The sequence below is a fragment of the Candidatus Sphingomonas phytovorans genome, assembly GCA_029202385.1.
GTDB classification, from domain to species: Bacteria; Pseudomonadota; Alphaproteobacteria; order Sphingomonadales; family Sphingomonadaceae; genus Sphingomonas; species Sphingomonas phytovorans.
In genome coordinates this window covers 3,053,981-3,073,905 of record CP119314.1, presented here as the reverse complement: position 1 = coordinate 3,073,905, position 19,925 = coordinate 3,053,981, and the positions used below count along the sequence as shown (strand labels likewise).

Here is a 19,925-nt window from a genome sequence, read left to right as displayed (position 1 = left end):
CAGTTGGGACGGTCGAAGTGGTGATATGCGCGGCTACCGAGGCAACGGCTCCCGACCGAACTCCGACCTTTGTCGGGAACTACTTCGCAAATCATCTATTCGCAACTTTGCAAATTCACATTTGCAAAACGCCCCGCAGCTTGAAAGAGAAACGCTCCCCAGTACCGGAGTACCCCATGTCGTCGACGATCGAGGAGCTTGAGCGCCGTCGCGAGGCCGCCCGCATGGGCGGCGGCGAGAAGCGGATCGCGGCGCAGCATGCACGGGGCAAACTCACCGCGCGCGAGCGGCTGCAGGTTCTGCTCGACGAGGGGTCGTTCGAGGAGCTCGACATGTATGTCGAGCATAATTGCGTCGATTTCGGCATGCCCGACCAGGTCATTCCCGGCGACGGTGTGGTGACCGGCTCGGGCACGATCAATGGCCGGCTGGTCTTCGTCTACAGCCAGGATTTCACCGTGTTCGGCGGGTCGCTCAGCGAGCGGCATGCGCAGAAGATCTGCAAGATCATGGACATGGCGATGAAGGTCGGCGCGCCGGTGATCGGCCTGAACGATTCGGGCGGCGCGCGAATCCAGGAAGGCGTCGCCTCGCTCGGCGGCTATGCCGAGGTGTTCCAGCGCAACGTGCTGGCCAGTGGCGTCGTGCCGCAGATCTCGCTGATCATGGGGCCTTGCGCCGGCGGCGCGGTGTACAGTCCGGCCATGACCGACTTCATCTTCATGGTGAAGGACAGTTCCTACATGTTCGTCACTGGGCCGGATGTCGTGAAGACAGTGACCAACGAGATCGTCACGCAGGAGGAACTGGGTGGCGCGGTGACTCATACCACCAGGTCGGGCGTCGCCGACATCGCCTTTGATGACGATATCGAGGCGTTGCGCGCGGCCCGCGACTTCGTCGATTTCCTGCCAGCCTCCAATCGCGAGGCGGTGCCTGAACGGCCTTGCTCCGATCCGTGGGACCGGATCGAGAACAGCCTCGACACGCTGGTGCCCGCCTCGGCCAACCAGCCCTATGACATGCACGAGCTGATCCGGAAGACGGTCGACGAGGGCGATTTCTTCGAAGTCCAGCCGACTCATGCCGGAAACATCATCATCGGTTTCGGCCGGATCGAGGGCCGCACCGTCGGCGTGGTCGCCAACCAGCCGATGGTGCTGGCCGGCTGCCTCGATATCAATTCATCCAAGAAGGCTGCGCGCTTCGTGCGCTTCTGCGACGCGTTCGAGATCCCGATCGTCACTTTCGTCGATGTGCCGGGCTTCCTGCCGGGGACGGCGCAGGAACTGAACGGCATCATCAAGCACGGCGCGAAGCTGCTCTTCGCCTATGCCGAGGCGACCGTGCCCAAGATCACCGTTATCACGCGCAAGGCCTATGGCGGCGCCTATGACGTCATGGCGTCGAAGCATCTGCGCGGCGACCTCAACTATGCCTGGCCGACCGCCGAGATCGCGGTGATGGGCGCGAAGGGCGCGGTCGAGATCATCTTCCGCGGGAAGAGCCCGGAAGAGATCGCCGCGCGCACCGCCGAATATGAGGCACGGTTCGCCAACCCGTTCGTGGCGGCGTCGAAGGGGTTCATCGACGAGGTGATCCAGCCGCATTCGACCCGCCGCCGGATCGCGCTCGGCCTGCGCAAGCTGCGTGGCAAGAGCATCGAGAATCCGTGGAAGAAGCACGACAACATACCGCTTTGAGGCGTGTCGTTGCGCGAGGCTGTTGCGCTCAATGCCGGCTTGGGCGCAGGTAAAGGTCCTCAACAGATGACAGGTGATGCATGATCCTTTTCCTGACCATGGCCCTTCAGGCAGCCGCGCCGGCTGCCGCTGCACCAGCGCCCGCCGCTCCCTGGACGCCGCGCCTGCAGTCCGACCCAGCGACCGGCGCGAAATCGGGCAAGGTCTGGGCTGCCTCGCGGGAGGGCAATGGCCAGCTTGTCGTTCGCTGCGACCGGCGCACGGAGAATATCGTCTCGATCCAGTTCATCCCCAGCCTACCGTTCGCCGCCGCGACGCCGCGACCGGTGTCGATCCAGGTCGATGGCGGATCGCCGCTCGGCACCAACTGGGAATTTCCGGGCAAGGGCACCTATGTCGCCGACGATCAGGTGGTCACCACGCTTGCCTCGGCGATCGCGCATGCCAAGGAGATCAAGCTGCGCGTGATCGATCCGATGAACAATGCGGTCGACGCGACCTTCGCCGGTCCGCCTAGCGACACGCCGATCAAGCAGGTGCTCGAGACCTGCGGCTATGTGCTCGGCCAGGTCCCGACGCGAACGCCTGCTGCCGCCCCGGCTGCGTCGAAATGATCATCGGTCGCCTCAACCATGTCGGCGTGGCGACGCCGTCGATCGCCGACGCGATCCCCTTTTATCGCGACGTGATGGGGGCGACCAGGATCCACGAGCCGTTCGATCTGCCTGCGCAGGGTGTGAAGGTGTGTTTCGTCGACACGCCTAACACGCAGATCGAACTGATCGAGCCATATGACGCGACGTCGCCGATCAACGGCTTCCTCGCCAAGAATCCGGCCGGCGGGCAGCACCATCTCTGCTACGAAGTGCCCGACATCCACGAGGCAAAGGCCTGGTTCGAGGCCAAAGGCGCGCGCGTGCTGGGCGAGCCGCGCATTGGCGCGCACGGCACGCCGATTTTCTTCGTCCACCCGAAGGATATGGGCGGGGTGCTGACCGAGATCATGGAAACGCCCAGGGGCGAGGGGAGCCACTAATGGCCTATGAGCATATCCTGAGCGAGCGGCGCGGCGACGTTCTTGTCCTGACGCTCAACCGGCCGGAACGTCTCAACGCGGCACCCCCGGCGATGTTCGACGAACTGCGCGATGCGCTTGGCGCGCTCGACGGGGCGCGGGCGGTGCTGTTCGCGGGGGCGGGCCGGGCCTTCTGCTCGGGCGCCGACGTCGCGGGTGGCGCGCTGGGGTCCGACAATCCGGGCGAGGCGACCTATCAGGCGCTGACCAACCATTATAACCGGACGATCGAGGCGGTCGCCGATCTCGGCGTGCCGGTGGTCAGCGCGGTGCGCGGGCCGGCGGCGGGGATCGGGTGCAGCCTGGCGCTCGCCGCCGATTTCTGCGTGGCGAGCGAGACCGCCTATTTCCTCCAGGCCTTCGTCAATATCGGGCTCGTGCCCGATGGCGGCGCAAGCTGGATGCTGCCCCGGCTGATCGGCAAGGCCCGCGCGACCGAGATGATGATGCTCGGCGAGCGGGTTCCCGCGGCAAAGGCGCTCGACTGGGGCATGATCCACAAGGTTACGGCTGATGACGCACTCGATGCCGAGGTGTTCGCGCTGGCGGAGCGGCTTGCGGCGGGGCCGACGGTCGCGCTCGGCCTGATGCGGCGCGGCCTCGCCCATGCGCTCGAGGTCGATTACGCCACTGCAATGCTGCGCGAGGCGGAGAACCAGCGCGCGGCGCGCGGATCGGCGGATTCGATGGAGGGCGGCATCGCCTTCCTGCAGAAGCGCAAGCCCGAGTTCCGGGGCGCGTGATGACAAGCTATTCTTGTTCCCCGGCGAAGGTCGGGGTCCAGGCACGAGCGGCCCGATACTGGGCCCCGGCCTTCGCCGGGCAACAGCTATGACCGACAAGCCCACCCTGGACGCCTGGAGCGCCGCCGCCGCGAAGGAGGTGAAGGGCAAGGACCTGACCTGGCACACGCCCGAGGGGATCGCGGTCAAGCCGCTCTACACCTGCCGACGGACCTTGCCGTTCGTCGACGACGCCTGCCCGGGCTCGCGCCCTATCTGCGCGGGCCCTACCCGACCATGTACGTCAACCAGCCCTGGACGATCCGGCAATATGCCGGCTTCTCCACGGCCGAGGATTCGAACGCCTTCTACCGGCGCAACCTCGCCGCCGGGCAGAAGGGGCTGTCGGTCGCCTTCGATCTGGCGACCCATCGCGGCTATGACAGCGATCATCCGCGCGTCGCGGGCGATGTCGGCATGGCCGGCGTCGCGATCGACTCGATCTACGACATGCGCACGCTGTTCTCCGGCATCCCGCTCGACCAGATGAGCGTCTCGATGACGATGAACGGCGCGGTGCTGCCGGTCCTGGCGCTCTATCATCGTCGCGGCGCGAAGAACAGGGCGTGCCGCAGGCCAAGCTCTCGGGGACCATCCAGAACGACATCCTCAAGGAGTTCATGGTCCGCAACACCTATATCTACCCGCCCGCGCCCTCCATGCGGATCATCGGCGACATCTTCGCCTATCACCTCGCGCGAACATGCCGAAGTTCAACTCGATCTCGATCTCCGGCTATCACATGCAGGAGGCCGGAGCGACGCAGGATCTCGAGCTCGGCTATCACGCTGGCCGACGGCGTCGAATAATCCGCGCCGGCGCGCGAGGGCCTCCGGGCTCGATCGTCGATGCGTTCGCCGCGCGGCTGTCCTTCTTCTGGGCGATCGGCATGAACTTCTTCATGGAGGTCGCGAAGCTGCGGGCGGCGCGCGCTGATCTGGGCGAAGCTGGTCATGACGGATTTCGGCGCGAAGAACGAACGTCCGCTGCCCTGCGCACGCATTGCCAGACCTCGGGCTGGTCGCTGACGGCGCAGGACGCGTACAACAATGTGCATCCGCACCACGATCGAGGCGATGGCAGCGATGCACGGCGGGACGCAGAGCGCTGCACACCAATGCGCTCGACGAGGCGATCGCGCTTCCAACCGATTTCTCCGCCCGGATCGCGCGCAACACGCAGATCGTGATCCAGGAAGAGACGGGGATGACCAACGTCGTCGATCCTCTCGGCGGCAGCTATTATATCGAGAGCCTGACCCAGGAACTGTACGACAAGGCCTGGGAGATCATCGAGCGGGTCGAGGCCGAGGGGGGCATGGCGAAAGCGGTCGCCGCCGGCTGGCCCAAGGCGATGATCGAGGAAGCCTCGGCCGGGCGCGCGGCGCGGGTCGACATGGGCGAGGACGTGATCGTCGGCGTCAACAAGTACAAGCTCGCCGAAGAGGATTCGATCGACATCCTCGACGTCGATAACGTCGCGGTGCGGGAATCGCAGATCGCGCGGATCAGGAAATCCAAGGCCGGGCGTGACGAGACGAAATGCCGGGCGGCGCTCGATGCGTTGCGCGAGGGCGCAGCGGGTAGCGAAAACGTCCTCGGCCTCGCGGTCGAATGCGCCCGCCAGCGCGCGACGCTCGGCGAGATCAGCCAGGCGATGGAGGATGTGTTCGGTCGCTACGGCACCAAGCCGACGCCGGTTTCCGGCATCTATGGTGGCGCGCACGAGTTCGACCGGCGCTGGCTGGGCCTGCTCGACGGGGTGAATTCGCTGACCCATCGCATGGGCCGCAAACCGCGCCTGCTCGTCGCCAAGATGGGGCAGGACGGGCATGATCGCGGGGCGAACCTCGTCTCGTCGGCATTCGGCGATCTCGGTTTCGAGGTGGTGCCGGGGCCGTTGTTCCAGACGCCGAAGGAAGCCGCCGATCTGGCCATCGCGTCGGACGTCGACGTGGTCGGGGCTTCGTCGCTGGCGGCCGGGCACAAGACATTGATCCCGGAACTGATCGGCCATCTGCGCGAGGCTGGCCGGAGCGACATCAAGGTGATCGCCGGCGGGGTTATCCCGGCGCAGGATTATCAATATCTGCGCGACGCCGGCGTGCAGGGGATTTTCGGCCCCGGGACCAATCTGGTCAACGCGGCCGGCGAAGTATTGAAACTGCTGGGGCATAACCTGCCTCCGATCGAGGAAGCTGCTGAATGAGTGACACTTTTGAACTCCCCTCCCGCTTGCGGGAGGGGCCGGGGGTGGGCTCGCGCGATCCTCAGACGGAAGATTCGTTGAAGCCGGGCGCCCACCCCCCAGCCCCCTCCCGCAAGCGGGAGGGGGAGCCGCTTCGTACCGACTGGACCCGCCAGGAAATCGCGGCGCTGTTCGATCTCCCCTTCACCGAGCTCGTCTTTCGCGCGGCGGAGGTGCACCGCGCGCATCATGCGGCGGGCGAGGTGCAGCTCTGCACATTGCTGTCGATCAAGACCGGCGGCTGTCCCGAGGATTGCGGCTATTGCTCTCAGTCGGCCTCGGCCGATTCCGAGCTCAAGGCCGAAAAGCTGATGGAGGTCCAGGCGGTCCTCGCCGCCGCCGCCGAGGCCAAGGCAGCGGGCTCGCAGCGTTTCTGCATGGGTGCGGCGTGGCGCAACCCGAAGGACCGCGACATGGGCGCGGTCGTCGCGATGGTCGAGGGCGTGAAGGCGATGGGCCTCGAGACATGCATGACGCTTGGCATGCTGGAGCCGCACCAGGCGCACCAGCTCGCCAGGGCAGGGCTCGATTACTACAATCACAATATCGATACCTCGCCCGAACATTATGGCGACATCATCACGACGCGGACCTTCCAGGACCGGCTCGATACGCTGGAGACCGTGCGCCAGGCCGGCATCAATGTCTGCTCCGGCGGCATCGTCGGCATGGGCGAGACCCGCGCCGACCGGGTCGGCTTCGTGCATGCGCTGGCGACCCTGCCACGCCATCCGGAGAGCGTGCCGGTCAATGCTCTGGTCCCGGTCAAGGGCACGGTGCTGGGCAACATGCTTGCCGACACGCCGCTGGCGAAGATCGACGATATCGAGTTCGTCCGCACCGTCGCGGTAGCGCGCATCACCATGCCGTTGTCGATGGTCCGCCTCTCGGCCGGGCGCGAGAGCATGAGCGACGCGACCCAGGCGCTCTGTTTCATGGCGGGCGCCAACTCGATCTTCACCGGCGAGAAGCTGCTGACCACCGGCAATGCCGGCGGCGGTGCTGATGTTGCACTGTTCGCCAAGCTCGGCCTCGTGCCGATGGAGGGCGAGGAGCCGATGCGGAAGGAAAAGACATGCTGCTGACCATCGCGCTCCTCGTCGCGGCCCCGCAGACCCAGACGCAGATGACTCAGTCGGCGGGGACTGCCTATGCTCGGGCTGATGCCGAGATGACCCGCGTCTGGCGAGCGACCCTCGCTTATATGAAGGGCCGGGACGCGCAGAACGGCTCGCGCGGCGGTGGCTTCGGCTATGCCGCGGCGCTTCTCGAAAGCCAGCGTGCCTGGCTGAAATTCCGCGACACCGAATGCGTCATCGAGGGCGGCGAGTTCGCCGGCGGATCGATGCAATCGATGACGGTCGCGGGCTGCCGGACACGGCTGACCTCGGAGCGCACGGCGCAACTCAAGTCGCTGATGTGGCGAGGGTGACGTTGCGGAAGACGCCACGATACACACCGTCATGCTGAACGTGTTTCGGCATTCAGGCGCGGTCACCCGCCTGAAGAGCGACGGTCCCGGGTCAACTGACCGCGCATGGACCCTGAAACAGGTTCGGGGTGACGAAGGTTTTTGGGGTAGCTGATGTTCAAGAAAATCCTGGTCGCCAATCGCGGCGAGATCGCCTGCCGCGTCATGCGCACCGCCAAGAAGATGGGGATCGCGACGGTCGCCGTCTATTCCGATGCCGATGCCCGCAGCCCGCATGTGCTGATGGCGGACGAGGCGGTGCGGCTCGGGCCGCCGCCGGCTGGCGAGAGCTATCTGCTAGCCGACCTGATCCTGCTCGCCGCGAAGCAGACCGGTGCCGACTGCATCCACCCCGGCTACGGTTTCCTGTCGGAGCGCGAGAGCTTCGCGAAGGCCTGTGCCGAGGCTGGTATCGCCTTTGTCGGCCCACCGCCCAAGGCAATCGCCGCGATGGGCGACAAGATCGAATCCAAGAAGCTGGCCAGGGCCGCGGGCGTCAACGTCGTGCCCGGCTTCCTCGGCGAGATCGACGATACCGAGCATGCGGTGCGCATCGCGTCGGAGATCGGCTATCCGGTGATGATGAAGGCCTCGGCCGGCGGCGGCGGCAAGGGTATGCGGCTTGCCTATTCGGAGCAGGATGTCCGCGAGGGTTTCGAGGCGACCAAGCGGGAAGGACTTGCGTCCTTCGGGGACGACCGCGTGTTCATCGAGAAGTTCATCGAGAGCCCGCGCCACATCGAAATCCAGGTGATGGGCGACCAGCACGGGAACATCGTCTATCTCGGCGAGCGCGAATGCTCGATCCAGCGCCGCCACCAGAAGGTCGTGGAAGAAGCGCCGTCGCCCTTCGTCACGCCCGAGATGCGAAAGGCGATGGGCGAGCAGGCCGTCGCGCTGGCCCGCGCGGTCGGCTATTATTCCGCCGGCACGGTCGAACTGATCGTCTCCGGCGCCGACAAGACCGGCCAGGGTTTCTACTTCCTGGAAATGAACACCCGGCTCCAGGTCGAGCACCCCGTCACCGAATGCATCACCGGCCTCGACCTGGTCGAGCTGATGATCCGAGTCGCGGCGGGCGAGCCGCTCGGTTTCACCCAGGACGATGTGACGCTCACTGGCTGGGCGATCGAGAACCGGGTCTATGCCGAGGACCCCTATCGCGGCTTCCTGCCGTCGATCGGGCGTCTGGTGCGCTATGATCCGCCCGAGGATGCGCGGCCTGCCTATGGCCCGGTCGCGACCGACGGCGACGCCTATGTCCGCGTCGATGACGGCGTGCGCGAGGGCGGCGAGGTCTCGATGTTCTACGACCCGATGATCGCCAAGCTGATCACCTGGGCGCCGACGCGCGAGGAGGCGATCGACACGCAGATCGCCGCGCTCGATGCGTTCGAGATCGAGGGGCCGGGCAACAATCTCGATTTCGTCTCTGCGCTGATGCAGCATCCGCGTTTCCGCGAAGGCGCGCTGACCACCGGCTTCATCGCCGAGGAATATCCCGACGGCTTCCACGGGGCGCCGGCATCGCGGGATCTGGTCCGCAGCCTTGCCGCGATCGCTGCCTTCGCCGCGACCGCCGAAGCCGATCGCGCACGGCGCATCGACGGACAACTCGGCAGGCGCCTTCAGCCGCCGTCCGACTGGGTGGTGAAGATCGGCGATGCCGACCATGCGGTGGCGATCTCGACCGACGGCATCATCGTCGATGGCGAGGAGCTTGACATCGCGCTCGAATATACGCCGGGCGACCGCGTGATCGAGGCGGAGATCGGTGACGCGCTGCTGATCGTGAAGATCGTCCGTGCCAGCGCCGGTTTCCGCCTGACCACGCGCGGCGCCTCGCATCGTGCCCGCGTGCTCCCAGCGCATGTCGCGCCCTTCGCGAAGCATCTGATCGAGAAGATCCCGCCCGACCTGTCGAAATTCCTGCTCGCGCCGATGCCGGGGCTGCTGATGCGGCTCGACGTCGCGGCCGGCGACAAGGTCGAGGCGGGCCAGCCGCTCGCCGTGGTCGAGGCGATGAAGATGGAGAATATCCTGCGCGCCGAGAAGAGCGGCACGGTCAAGTCGATCAACGCGGCGCCGGGTGACAGCCTGGCGGTGGACGCCGTGATCCTGGAGATGGAATAGCTATTCGCGATCGCCTGTCGAAGTCCCGGTGCCGCGCCGGGACTGTTCAGGCATCCGTGGCTCCATAGTGTCATGAATTCGTGATGCGCGGTGTGGCCGATCCCGGAACAAGTCCGGTCATCGGTCGCAATGATGTGAATTCATGTCGATTCTATTGCCGGAAAGCGCCGTGTTTCGCGTACTTCGATCCACGAGATCGTATCTGGACGACAAATTGCGACAATATTTCGATGGACCCAAATCGGGACCGCAGCCATTTGTGTCGTTATGTTTCGCAAGCGCATCCTTCTGCTGCTCACTGTCGCCCTGCCGCTCCAGGCGTGCGTGGTCGGGCCGGACTACGCCCCGCCCGTGCCCGGCGCGCTGGGGGTGCCCGGGGGCTATTCGACCCCGGCGCCGCAGGGCCAGTCGGCGGATCTTTTGGCCTGGTGGACCAGCTTCAATGATCCGCTGCTGACCTCGATCGTCGACCGCGCGCGCGGCGGCAACCTGGATATCGCCCAGGCCGTGTCGCGGCTGCGCCAGGCGCGCGAATCCCTCGTTCAGGCGCGCACCCAGCGGTTGCCGACGGTGACCGGATCGGCTGGCTATCGCCGCAATGGGTTCGACACGATCGGCGCGCGGGACAATTTGTCGGTCGGCGCCGACGCTTCCTATCAGGTCGATCTGTTCGGCGGCGTCAGCCGCTCGATCGAGGCGTCGCGCGCCAGCTATGCGGGCAGCGGCTACGATCTTGCGACGGTGCAGACATCGATCGCGGCGGAGGCGGCGCGGAACTATATCCTTGCCCGGCAAGCCCAGGCGAGCCTTGCCATCGCGCGGGGCTCGCTCGGCATCCAGGACGACAATCTCGAGATCGCTGGTTTCCGCGTGCAGGCGGGACTGGTCTCGTCGCTCGACGCCGAACAGTCGCGCACGCAGCGCGCGCAGACGGCGGCGACCATCCCATCGCTCGAGCAGAATTACCAGTCGGCGGTGAACCGGCTCGGCGTGCTGACCGGCCAGGCGCCGGGTGCGCTCAAGGCTGAGCTTGAGGCGACTGCGCCGATCCCCGCCGGTCCGGCCTCGATCGCGGTCGGCATCCCGGCCGATACGCTGCGCCAGCGTCCCGACGTGCGGGCGGCGGAGCGCCGCCTCGCCGCCGCCACCGCGCAGATCGGCGTGACCGAGGCGCAGCTTTACCCCGCGCTCGGCATCACCGGGAATATCGGCACCGCCGCCGCCTCGTTCGGCGGCCTCGCCGATATCGTCACCGGCAGCCTGTTCGCCAGCCTGAGCCAACTGATCTTCGACGGCGGGCGCGTTCGCTCGCAGGTCCGCGCGCAGCGGGCGGCGGCCGAGGGCGCGCTGGCCGCCTATAAGCAGACGGTGCTCACCGCGCTCGAGGATGTCGAGAATGCGCTGACCGCGCTCCAGTCGGCGAAGGATCGGCAGGCGCAGTTCGCCATCGCGCTCGACGCAGCAGCCAACAGCGCGATCCTGTCGCGCAGCCAATATCGTGCCGGGCTGACCGACATCACCACGCTCAACACGAATGAAAGCGCCCTGCTCTCAGCGCAGAACGGGCTTTCCAACGCCAGGGCCGATCAGGCCCAGGCGCTCGTCCAGCTCTATCTCGCCCTTGGCGGCGGCTGGGACAGCAATGCTGTTCCCCAGGCGCCAGCGGCGCAACTTCCCCGGGAATGACCATGGCCGATCCGAACAGCAACGATATCGACGAGTTCCTGGGCGTGAAGGCAACCCCGGCATGGCGCCGCTACGTCAAATGGGTGCTGGTCGGCTTCGGCGTGGTCCTGCTGCTGCTGCTGGCGAAGAGCTGGTTCGCTGGCCCGGCCAAAAGCACCTATGCCACTGACGAGGTGCGCCGCGGGGCGCTGTCGGTCACTGTGTCGGCGACTGGCAAGCTTGCCCCGACCAACCAGGTCCAGGTCGGCTCGGAGCTTTCGGGTCTCGTCACCAAGGTGGTGGCCGATGTGAACGACCGGGTCGTCGCGGGCCAGCCGCTCGCTCTGGTCGATCCGTCGCGCTTCCAGGACAGCGTCAACCAGAGCAAGGCGGCGCTCGACGCGGCGGCGGCGACGGTCGGCCAGAACCAGGCGACGCTTGCCCAGTCGAACGCGCAGCTTGCGCGCCTGCAGGAGGTCAGCCGGCTATCGGGCGGGCGCGTTCCTGCCAAGACGGAGATGGAGCAGGCGATCGCCGATCGCGACCGCGCGCTCGCCAATCTGCGCGCGGCCCAGGCGAATGTGGTGTCGGCGCGTGCGGCGCTGTCCTCGAACGAAACCCAGCTCACCAGGGCGGTGATCCGATCGCCGGTCAATGGCGTGGTGCTCGCCCGCCAGATCGAGCCGGGCCAGACCGTCGCCGCCTCGTTCAACACGCCGACCCTGTTCGTCATTGCACAGGACCTGTCGACGATGAAGCTCGAGGTCGCGATCGACGAGGCGGATGTGGGGTCGGTCAAGCAGGGCCAGCAGGCGACCTTCACGGTGGACGCGTTCCCCGGCAAGACCTTCCCTGCCGCGATCACCCGCGTCGATCTCGGCTCGAACCTCAGCGCGCAGACGACAACGACCACCACCACGACGACGGCGCAGGTCGTCTCCTATGGCGCGACGCTGAGTGTCGCCAATGCCGACCAGCAGCTCCGCCCCGGTATGACCGCGACCGCTGACATCGTGACCAGCGCGCGCGCCAATGTGCTGCTCGTGCCGAACGCGGCGCTGCGTTTCAAGCCGGCGGCGACCAGCCCGAATGCGGCGGCCAGCGGCGGGATCACCGGTGCGCTCGTGCCGACGCGGCCTCGCCGTGGCGGTGGCGGCGCGCCACGCACCGCGACGCTCGGCGCTGGGGCGAAGCAGACGGTCTATATCAAGGGCGAGGACGGCCAGCCAAAGCCGGTCGAGATCACCACGGGCGTGACCAACGGCACCGTGACCGAAGTGGTCGGCGGCGACCTGAAGCAGGGTGACGATGTGATCACCGGCCAGCTCAACGGCGACAGCACGAAGAGCAGCGGCCAGCGGCGTCGCTCCGGAGCGGGCGGTGGAGCCGGGGGCGGGCAGCGTGGTGGCCAGTAAGCCTCTTCCGGCGGCAAGCCAGCAGCCGCTGATCCGGCTGCGCGACGTGACCAAGATCTATGGCGAGGGCGCGACCGCGTTCAAGGCGCTGAAGGGTGTCGATCTCGACATCCAGCAGGGCGATTTCGTCGCGGTGATGGGGGCGTCGGGATCGGGCAAGTCGACCACCATGAACATCCTCGGCTGTCTCGACGTGCCGAGCTCGGGCACTTTCCTGTTCCGCGGGCATCATGTCGAGCGGCTCGGCCGCGACCAGCGCGCGTTGCTCCGGCGCCGCTATCTCGGCTTCGTCTTCCAGGGCTTCAACCTGCTGGCGCGCACCACCGCGCTTGAGAATGTCGAACTGCCTTTGCTCTATCGCGGGGACCCCAAGAAGCAGCGCTACGAGGCGGCGATGGCGGCGCTCGACAAGGTCGGGCTGGCCAAATGGTGGGATCATACGCCGGCGGAACTGTCGGGCGGCCAGCAGCAGCGTGTGGCCATCGCCCGCGCGATCGTGACTTCGCCCGACGTGCTGCTCGCCGACGAGCCGACCGGCAATCTGGATTCGGAGCGTTCGGTCGAGATCATGGAATTGCTCAGTGGCCTGAATCGCGATGCCGGGATCACCGTGCTGATGGTGACCCACGAACCCGACATGGCGGCCTTCGCGCGGACCATCGTCCATTTCAAGGATGGGCTGGTCGAGCGGATCGATACTAAACATCATAGCGGGGAGCGGGTGTCATTCGACGAGCCCCTCCCCTTCAGGGGAGGGGTTGGGGTGGGGAACTCCGGCCAGCGTTCGAGTGACTCCCCCACCCCCAGCCGCTCCCCTGAAGGGGAGGGGAGCAAGTAATATGCTCGCCACCACCTTCCTCCTCGCGATCCGGTCGATCCTGCGGCACAAGCTGCGGTCGTTCCTGACGACGCTCGGCATCATCATCGGCGTCGGCGCGGTCGTCACCATGGTCACGCTCGGCCAGGCGACCACGGCGGCCGTGCAGAAACAGATCTCGGCGCTCGGCACCAACGTGCTCCAGGTCCGTCCGGGCCAGGGCTTCGGCCGGGGCGGCGGCGGGCCGCGTCCGCCCGATTTCAAGCCCGACGACGTTCAGGCCATCGCCGACCAGATCGCCGGCGTCACCGCCGTCGCGCCCCAGGCCCAGTCGACCGCGACCGCCATCTATGAAGGCGCCAACTGGTCGACCACGATCAACGGCACCACCTCGGCCTATTTCCAGGTCCAGCCCTGGCCGCTGTCCGCCGGCCGCGGCTTCACCGAGCCCGAGGAGCAGGCGGGCAAGGCAGTGTGCATCATCGGCAGCACCGTCGCGCAGAATCTGTATCGCGGGGGCGAGGCGGTTGGCACGCGGATGCGCATCGGCGGTATTTCCTGCGACGTCATCGGTGTGCTCTCGACGCGCGGCCAGGCCGGCTTCGGCGGCGACCAGGACGATGTCGTCATCATGCCGCTCAAGGCGGTGCAGCGGCGCTTCACCGGATCGACCGATATCCGGCTGATGCTCGTCGGCGTCGACGAGGCCTATTCGACCGCGACGGTGCAGTCGGGGATCGAGGACCTGCTGCGCGAACGCCGCAACATCACCGGCAGCAAGACCGACGATTTCAACATCTTCGACACCAAGCAGATTTCCGACACGCTGACTGGCACGACCACCCTGCTGACCAGCATCGTCACCGCGGTGGCGGCGATCTCCCTGCTGGTCGGCGGGATCGGGATCATGAACATCATGCTCGTCTCGGTGACCGAGCGGACGCGCGAGATCGGCATCCGTCTCGCCATCGGCGCGGTCGCGCGCGAGGTGCTGCTCCAGTTCCTGGTCGAGGCGGTGGCGCTATCCTGCCTCGGCGGGCTGATCGGCCTGGTCGTGGCGCAGATCGCGATCCTCTCGCTCGCGCCGCTGATGCAGGTGACGTGGATCTTCGTGCCGGAGATCAACGTGCTCGCCTTCGGTATCTCGGCGGTGATCGGGGTCGTGTTCGGCTATTTTCCGGCGCGGCGGGCTGCGTCGCTCAACCCGATTGACGCTTTGCGGCACGAATGAATCTCGTCCTCTCCTTCAGCGGAGGGGTTCAAAGAGGTCGGACAAGTGCCCGCAGCCTTTCGAGATCCGCTGGCGTATCGATGTCGATCAGTTCAGCGGGCGACGTCACCACATGCCTGCCCGCGCGCACCAGGTCGCGCGCGCCGGCATCGCCTTCGAGGTTCAGCAGGAAATCGAATTGCCCCGCGCCGAACACGGCGGGCGGGCAGGGGTTCACCCCGTCGCTCGAGGCGACCACCGAATGGCGCGAATCCACTGCCTCGATCAGGTGATAGAGGTGCGAGGCGGTGACGCGCGGCATGTCGGCGAGCGCGATCACCACCGCATCCGCACCGTCGTCGCGCGCATTCTGCACGCCGAGCTTTACTGAACGCGACATGCCGATCCCCGGATCGTCATTGTGGATCACCCGGTACCCCCGGCTCGCGAAATCGAGATCGGTGCCGTTCTTCACCACGAAGCGCGCCTGGAAGGGGATATCCTCGAACGCCGTCACCACATGCATCGCCAGCGGCTGGCCCAGGAAATTCTGCTCCAGCTTGTCGATGTCGCCGAAGCGTTCGGAACGCCCCGCCGCGAGCAGGATCAGCACGGTCTTCTCGACATGGATCATGATGCGTTCTTGTCGTCCCGGAAATTGAAGGCGCCCACCATCGCCGCCGCGATCGACAGCGCGATTTCGGCAGGCCCGATCGCGCCGATGTCGAGGCCGACCGGCGCATCGATACGGTCGAGCGCCGCTGCTCCAACCCCTTGCGCGGCGAGCCGTTCCCGCCGCGCGGCGTGGCTGCGGCGGGAGCCGAGCGCGCCGACATAGGCGGTGGGCGCGGCCAGCGCGGCGATCAGGGCGGGATCGTCGATCTTGGTGTCGTGGCTCAGCGTCACCACCGCCGTCGACGGGCCGGGCGCATAGGCCGCAACCGCCTCGTCGGGCCAGCGATCGTCGAGGGTCACGCCGGGGAATCGCTCCCCGGTCAGGAAGCGGGCGCGGGGATCGATCACCACCGTGTCGATGCCCAGTTCGCGCGCCAGCCCGGCAAGCGCCTGAGCGATCTGCACCGCGCCGACGATCAGCAGGCGGCGTGGCGGATCGTATCGGTTGAGGAAGGCCGACCCGGTCTCGAGCGGGCGTGCGTCGCTGTGTCCGGTGTCGAGGCTGGTCGACACGGTAAGCGCCTTGCCTGCGTCGCGCGCCTCGGCGATCCGGTCGAACAATTCGGGGTCGAAGCCTTCAGCCGAGACCGGCTGCACCATCACCGCGATCTCGCCGCCGCAGGGCAGGCCGACCTCCCAGGCCGCGGCGTCGGCGACGCCATAACTCTTCACCTGGAACGGCGCGCCCGCGATCACCTCGGCGGCGGTGGCGAGGATGTCGCTCTCGACGCAGCCGCCCGAGACTGAGCCTTCGAACCGGCCATCGGCGTGCACCAGCATATGGCTGCCGCGCGGCCGGGGCGCCGATCCCCAGGTCGAGACGACTGTGGCGATCGCCATCGGCGCGCCCTTCCAGGCCTGGGCCGCGGCGAGGACGGTGTCGTTATCGGCCATTCAACAACACTCCGTCATGCTGAACTCGTTTCAGCATCCATGCGCGGACAGGTGCACCACGAGTGACGCCTGCGGGGGGATGGCCGCGCATGGACCCTGAAACAAGTTCAGGGTGACGAGCATATGGCCTCATACCGGTGGCAACCCCGCCAGCACCTTGTCGAGCGTCATCGGAAAATCCCGCACCCGCACGCCACATGCATTGTAGATAGCGTTGGTCACCGCCGCGCCAGCGCCGGAAATGGTCAGCTCGCCGAGACCTTTCGCCCCGATCGGATTGGCGTGATGGTCGAGGTCCTCGATGAAATGCACGTCGAGATGTGGCACATCGGCATGCACCGGCACATGATATTCGCCGAGATCGTGGTTCACGAAATGGCCGTGGCGCCGGTCGAGCTCGGCACCTTCCATCAGCGCATAGCCGATGCCCCAGATCATCCCGCCGATCGCCTGGCTGCGCGCTGTCTTGGCGTTGAGGATTCGCCCCGCCTCGAACACGCCGAGCATGCGCCGCACCCGCACCGCGCCGGTGACGGCATTGACCGCCACCTCGGCGAACTGAGCGCCGTGCGCTGCCTGGCTGTAGGTGCGGGCGTTCCTGCCCTGGCTGATCTTGCCCGTCGCCACCAGCGGCGCGGCGCCGACCAGCTCGCCCAGTGCGACGCGGCGGTTGCCCGCGATCGCGTGGCCGTCCTTCAGCGTCATGTTCTCCGGCGTGGTGCCCATGCGCCCGGCCAGTTCGGCGACCAGATCCTCGCACGCCAGCGCCACCGACGATCCGGCGCTGGCCGCGCCGAACGATCCGCCCGATCCTGCGCCCGGCGGCAGATCGGTATCGCCCAGTCTCACGTCGACGCACCGGATCGGCAGGCCGAGCGACTCCCCCGCGATCTGCGCGAGGATGGTGTAAGTGCCGGTGCCGATATCGGTCATGTCGGTCTCGATCGTCGCGTGGCCATCGGTGCCGAGCGTCACGCGCGCCTGCGAATCGACCAGCAGGTTGATCCGCACCGCCGCCGCCATGCCCATGCCGATCAGCCATTCGCCCTCTCGCATCGATCCGGGCGTCGGCTGCCTGCGTGCCCAGCCGAACATTCCAGCGCCCCGGTCGAGGCATTCGACGAGGCGCCGCGTCGAGAAGGGTTGGCCTGTCGTCGGATCGGCCGCGGGTTCGTTGAGCTTGCGGAAATCGACCGGATCGCGGCCGAGTTGTTCGGCCAGTTCGTCCATCGCCGTTTCCAGCGCGAGCATGCCGACCGCCTCGCCCGGCGCGCGTACCGCGCCCGCCTGGACCATGTCGAGCGTCACCACCTTGTGGCTGAAATGCCTGACGGGCGCGCCGTAGAGCGGGATGGTGCCGAGCGCGACCGGCTCCATGAAGCCGCCGTCCGGGCCCTGGCTCACCACGCTGTCATGCCCGATCGCCATCAGCCTGCCATGCTCGTCGGCGGCGAGGCGGATGCGCTGGTGCGTGTCGGTGCGGCGATAGACATTATGGAAGAGCTGCGCCCGCGCCATCGCGATCTTGACCGGGCGGCCGATCCGCCGCGCCGCGATTGCCGCCATCACCGCCTCTGGCCCGAGCAGCTTCCCGCCGAACCCGCCGCCGATATAGGGCGAGACGATCCGGACGTTCCGGGCCTCGATGCCCACCGCCGCGGCGAGGATCTGCTTCGCCGCGTGCAGAATCTGCAGGCTTGAATAGAGGGTAAGTTTCTCATCCTCCCACACCGCGATCGAGGCGTGCGGTTCCATCGCGGCATGGACCTGGTTGGGCGTAGAATAGAGCTGGTCGATGCTGGCGGCGGCCCCGGCCATCGCCGCATCGATGTCGCCGATCGTCAGGTCCTGAAGACGCGAATCCTTCGGCGGTCCGCTCGCTTCGGCGACATCGGCCATCGTGTCGAACCGGCCCGGCTCGGGTTCGATCGTCACCCGCACCGCGCGCGCCGCATCCCGCGCCGCCTCGAAGCTGGTCGCGATGGCGGCACCGAGAACCTGGTCCCAATGATCGATCTCGCCATTGCCGCTATGCGCCGGCGAGAAACCAGCCGCCTGGCGCGCGACGCGCTGATCGTCGACGATGACGTCGATCACGCCGGGCAGCGCGCGGGCTGCCTCGATGTCGAACCCGGTCACCTTGCCCTTGGCCGCGGGCGCGGTGATCAGATACCCATAGGCGACATTCTCGATCTGGTGCTCATAGCCATAGGTCGCGGCGCCCGTGACCTTGAACACGCCGTCGACCCGGTCGAGGCCCCTGCCCAGCACATCCTGCACCCCCCGATCGAGCGCGAGGCCGGGATGATCGGCGTCCATCCGGTATTCGGTCATGCCGCCTCTCCCGTCAGGTCGCGCAGGCACGCGATCAGCACGCGGCGGGTGAGGGGGATCTTGAAATCGTTCGACCCGAAGCCCCGGGCGTCCGCCAGCAGGACATCCGCCGCCGCCTCGAACACGGTGGTTGAGGGCGCCTTGCCGACCAGTGCCGCCTCGACCGCCGGGTCGCGCCATGGCATCGGCGCGAGCCCGCCAAAGGCGAGGGCCGCTGAGGCGATCCTGCCGTTTTCGACCGCGACGATCCCGGCGACCGAGACAAGCGCAAAGGCATAGGAGGCCCGGTCGCGCACCTTGCGGTAGAGCTGCGTGCCGGCGGAGGGCGGGGGCAGGTCGATATGGGTGATCAGCTCGCCCGGCTCGATCACGGTCTCGATATGCGGCGTGTCGCCGGGCAGGCGATAGAAGTCCGCGAGCGCGATTCGCCGCCGGTCTCCGTCCGGTTTGAGCGTCACGATCGTTGCGTCGAGCGCGCGCATCGCCACCGCCATGTCGCTCGGGTGAGTCGCGATGCACTGGTCGCTCGTGCCGAGCACGGCGAGGATACGGTTGAACCCGCCGATCGCCGCGCAGCCCGAACCCGGCACGCGCTTGTTGCAAGGCATGGCGGTGTCGTAGAAATAATAACAGCGAGTCCGCTGGAGCAGGTTGCCCCCGGTCGATGCCTTGTTGCGCAACTGCCCGGACGCCCCCGCCAGCAGGGCGCGACTTAATACCGGATAGTTGCTGATGACACGTGCATCGGCGGCGAGATCGCTGTTCGGCACCAGCGCGCCGATCGTCAGTCCGCCATCGGCGCGTTCCTCGATCCGCGCCAGGTCGAGCCGGCTGATATCGACCAGCTTCCCGGGCGCCTCGATCTGCAATTTCATCAGGTCGAGCAGATTGGTCCCGCCCGCGATGAAGCGCCCGCCGGCGGCGACGGCTGATTCCGGGCTGGCGGCTTTCACATAGTCGAACGTCTTCATGCCTCGGCCACTTCACGACCGGTGGGCGCAAGCGCTGCGACTTCGGCAATCGCGTCAACGATGTTGGGATAGGCCGAGCAGCGACACAAATTGCCGCTCATCCGCTCCGATATCTCCGCATCGGTCAGTTCGACATCGCTGAGCGACCCGCTGACATGGCTCGGCCAGCCCCTCGCCACTTCGTCGAGCATGCCGACCGCCGAGCAGATCTGGCCCGGCGTGCAATAGCCGCACTGGAACCCGTCATGCTTCACGAACGCTGCCTGGAGCGGATGAAGATTGTCGGCGCTCCCCAGTCCTTCGATCGTCAATATGTCATCATCCTGATGCATCACCGCCAGCGTGAGGCACGAATTGATCCGCCGCCCGTTCACCAGGACGGTGCATGCGCCGCACTGGCCATGGTCGCACCCCTTCTTGGTGCCGGTCAGGCCGAGATGCTCGCGCAGCAGATCGAGCAGGGATGCGCGGATATCGGGCTCGGCCTTGCGGGTCTCGCCGTTGATCGTGAAGTGCATGGGGTCGCCCCTCCT

15 protein-coding genes and 2 pseudogenes are annotated in these 19,925 nt (G+C 66.9%); 12 read left to right on the top strand and 5 right to left on the bottom strand.

The features are described 5' to 3' along the window. Positions 1–176 precede the first annotated feature (176 nt). The 12 genes and pseudogenes from P0Y59_14105 (at position 177) to P0Y59_14050 (ending at position 14,539) form a co-directional block, all read left to right on the top strand. On the top strand, positions 177–1,703 hold the full coding sequence (locus tag P0Y59_14105; protein WEJ98084.1) for an acyl-CoA carboxylase subunit beta: 1,527 nt from the start codon (positions 177–179) through the stop codon (positions 1,701–1,703). A gap of 80 nt (positions 1,704–1,783) precedes the next feature. Beyond that, entirely contained in the window at positions 1,784–2,317 is a 534-nt protein-coding gene (locus tag P0Y59_14100; GenBank protein WEJ98083.1) for a hypothetical protein, read from the top strand. Then, positions 2,314–2,739: a methylmalonyl-CoA epimerase gene (gene mce / locus P0Y59_14095; protein ID WEJ98082.1), complete on the top strand. Its 426-nt coding sequence runs from the start codon at positions 2,314–2,316 to the stop codon at positions 2,737–2,739. Before P0Y59_14100 ends, mce begins: the two co-directional genes overlap by 4 nt. Further along, positions 2,739–3,521, top strand: a complete 783-nt coding sequence (locus P0Y59_14090; GenBank protein ID WEJ98081.1) for an enoyl-CoA hydratase-related protein — start codon at positions 2,739–2,741, stop codon at positions 3,519–3,521. Before mce ends, P0Y59_14090 begins: the two co-directional genes overlap by 1 nt. Positions 3,522–3,609: 88 nt before the next feature. After that, positions 3,610–5,768, top strand: a pseudogene (gene scpA, locus P0Y59_14085) (methylmalonyl-CoA mutase). Further along, positions 5,765–6,892 carry a biotin synthase BioB gene (gene bioB / locus P0Y59_14080; GenBank protein ID WEJ98080.1) on the top strand — a complete coding sequence of 376 codons (1,128 nt, stop codon included), beginning with the start codon at positions 5,765–5,767 and terminating at the stop codon, positions 6,890–6,892. The pseudogene scpA and the gene bioB overlap by 4 nt, the downstream one beginning before the upstream one ends. Then, entirely contained in the window at positions 6,883–7,239 is a 357-nt protein-coding gene (locus tag P0Y59_14075) for a lysozyme inhibitor LprI family protein (GenBank protein ID WEJ98079.1), read from the top strand. The genes bioB and P0Y59_14075 overlap by 10 nt, the downstream gene beginning before the upstream one ends. Before the next feature lie 150 nt (positions 7,240–7,389). After that, positions 7,390–9,411 (top strand): acetyl/propionyl/methylcrotonyl-CoA carboxylase subunit alpha, encoded by a 2,022-nt coding sequence (locus P0Y59_14070; protein WEK02579.1) that lies wholly within the window; start codon positions 7,390–7,392, stop codon positions 9,409–9,411. Positions 9,412–9,678: 267 nt separating this feature from the next. Continuing rightward, complete coding sequence (locus tag P0Y59_14065) at positions 9,679–11,097, top strand: efflux transporter outer membrane subunit (GenBank protein WEJ98078.1); 1,419 nt, start codon at positions 9,679–9,681, stop codon at positions 11,095–11,097. 2 nt (positions 11,098–11,099) lie between these two features. Then, complete coding sequence (locus P0Y59_14060; protein WEJ98077.1) at positions 11,100–12,491, top strand: efflux RND transporter periplasmic adaptor subunit; 1,392 nt, start codon at positions 11,100–11,102, stop codon at positions 12,489–12,491. Continuing rightward, a pseudogene (locus P0Y59_14055) lies at positions 12,457–13,188 on the top strand (ABC transporter ATP-binding protein). The gene P0Y59_14060 and the pseudogene P0Y59_14055 overlap by 35 nt, the downstream one beginning before the upstream one ends. A gap of 142 nt (positions 13,189–13,330) precedes the next feature. Beyond that, the gene (locus P0Y59_14050) at positions 13,331–14,539 is read left to right on the top strand and encodes an ABC transporter permease (protein WEJ98076.1); all 1,209 of its coding nucleotides are present in this window, start codon (positions 13,331–13,333) and stop codon (positions 14,537–14,539) included. Positions 14,540–14,567: 28 nt separating this feature from the next. Here P0Y59_14050 and P0Y59_14045 read toward each other — a convergent pair whose 3' ends face one another. The 5 genes from P0Y59_14045 to P0Y59_14025 form a co-directional block, all read right to left on the bottom strand. After that, on the bottom strand, positions 14,568–15,152 hold the full coding sequence (locus tag P0Y59_14045; protein ID WEJ98075.1) for a nucleotidyltransferase family protein: 585 nt from the start codon (positions 15,150–15,152) through the stop codon (positions 14,568–14,570). Continuing rightward, positions 15,149–16,087: an XdhC family protein gene (locus tag P0Y59_14040; protein WEJ98074.1), complete on the bottom strand. Its 939-nt coding sequence runs from the start codon at positions 16,085–16,087 to the stop codon at positions 15,149–15,151. Before P0Y59_14040 ends, P0Y59_14045 begins: the two co-directional genes overlap by 4 nt. A 129-nt stretch (positions 16,088–16,216) precedes the next feature. After that, positions 16,217–18,421 (bottom strand): xanthine dehydrogenase family protein molybdopterin-binding subunit, encoded by a 2,205-nt coding sequence (locus P0Y59_14035; protein WEJ98073.1) that lies wholly within the window; start codon positions 18,419–18,421, stop codon positions 16,217–16,219. Continuing rightward, entirely contained in the window at positions 18,418–19,392 is a 975-nt protein-coding gene (locus tag P0Y59_14030; protein ID WEJ98072.1) for a xanthine dehydrogenase family protein subunit M, read from the bottom strand. Before P0Y59_14030 ends, P0Y59_14035 begins: the two co-directional genes overlap by 4 nt. Further along, positions 19,389–19,910, bottom strand: a complete 522-nt coding sequence (locus P0Y59_14025) for a 2Fe-2S iron-sulfur cluster-binding protein (protein WEJ98071.1) — start codon at positions 19,908–19,910, stop codon at positions 19,389–19,391. The genes P0Y59_14030 and P0Y59_14025 overlap by 4 nt, the downstream gene beginning before the upstream one ends. Positions 19,911–19,925: the final 15 nt, after the last annotated feature.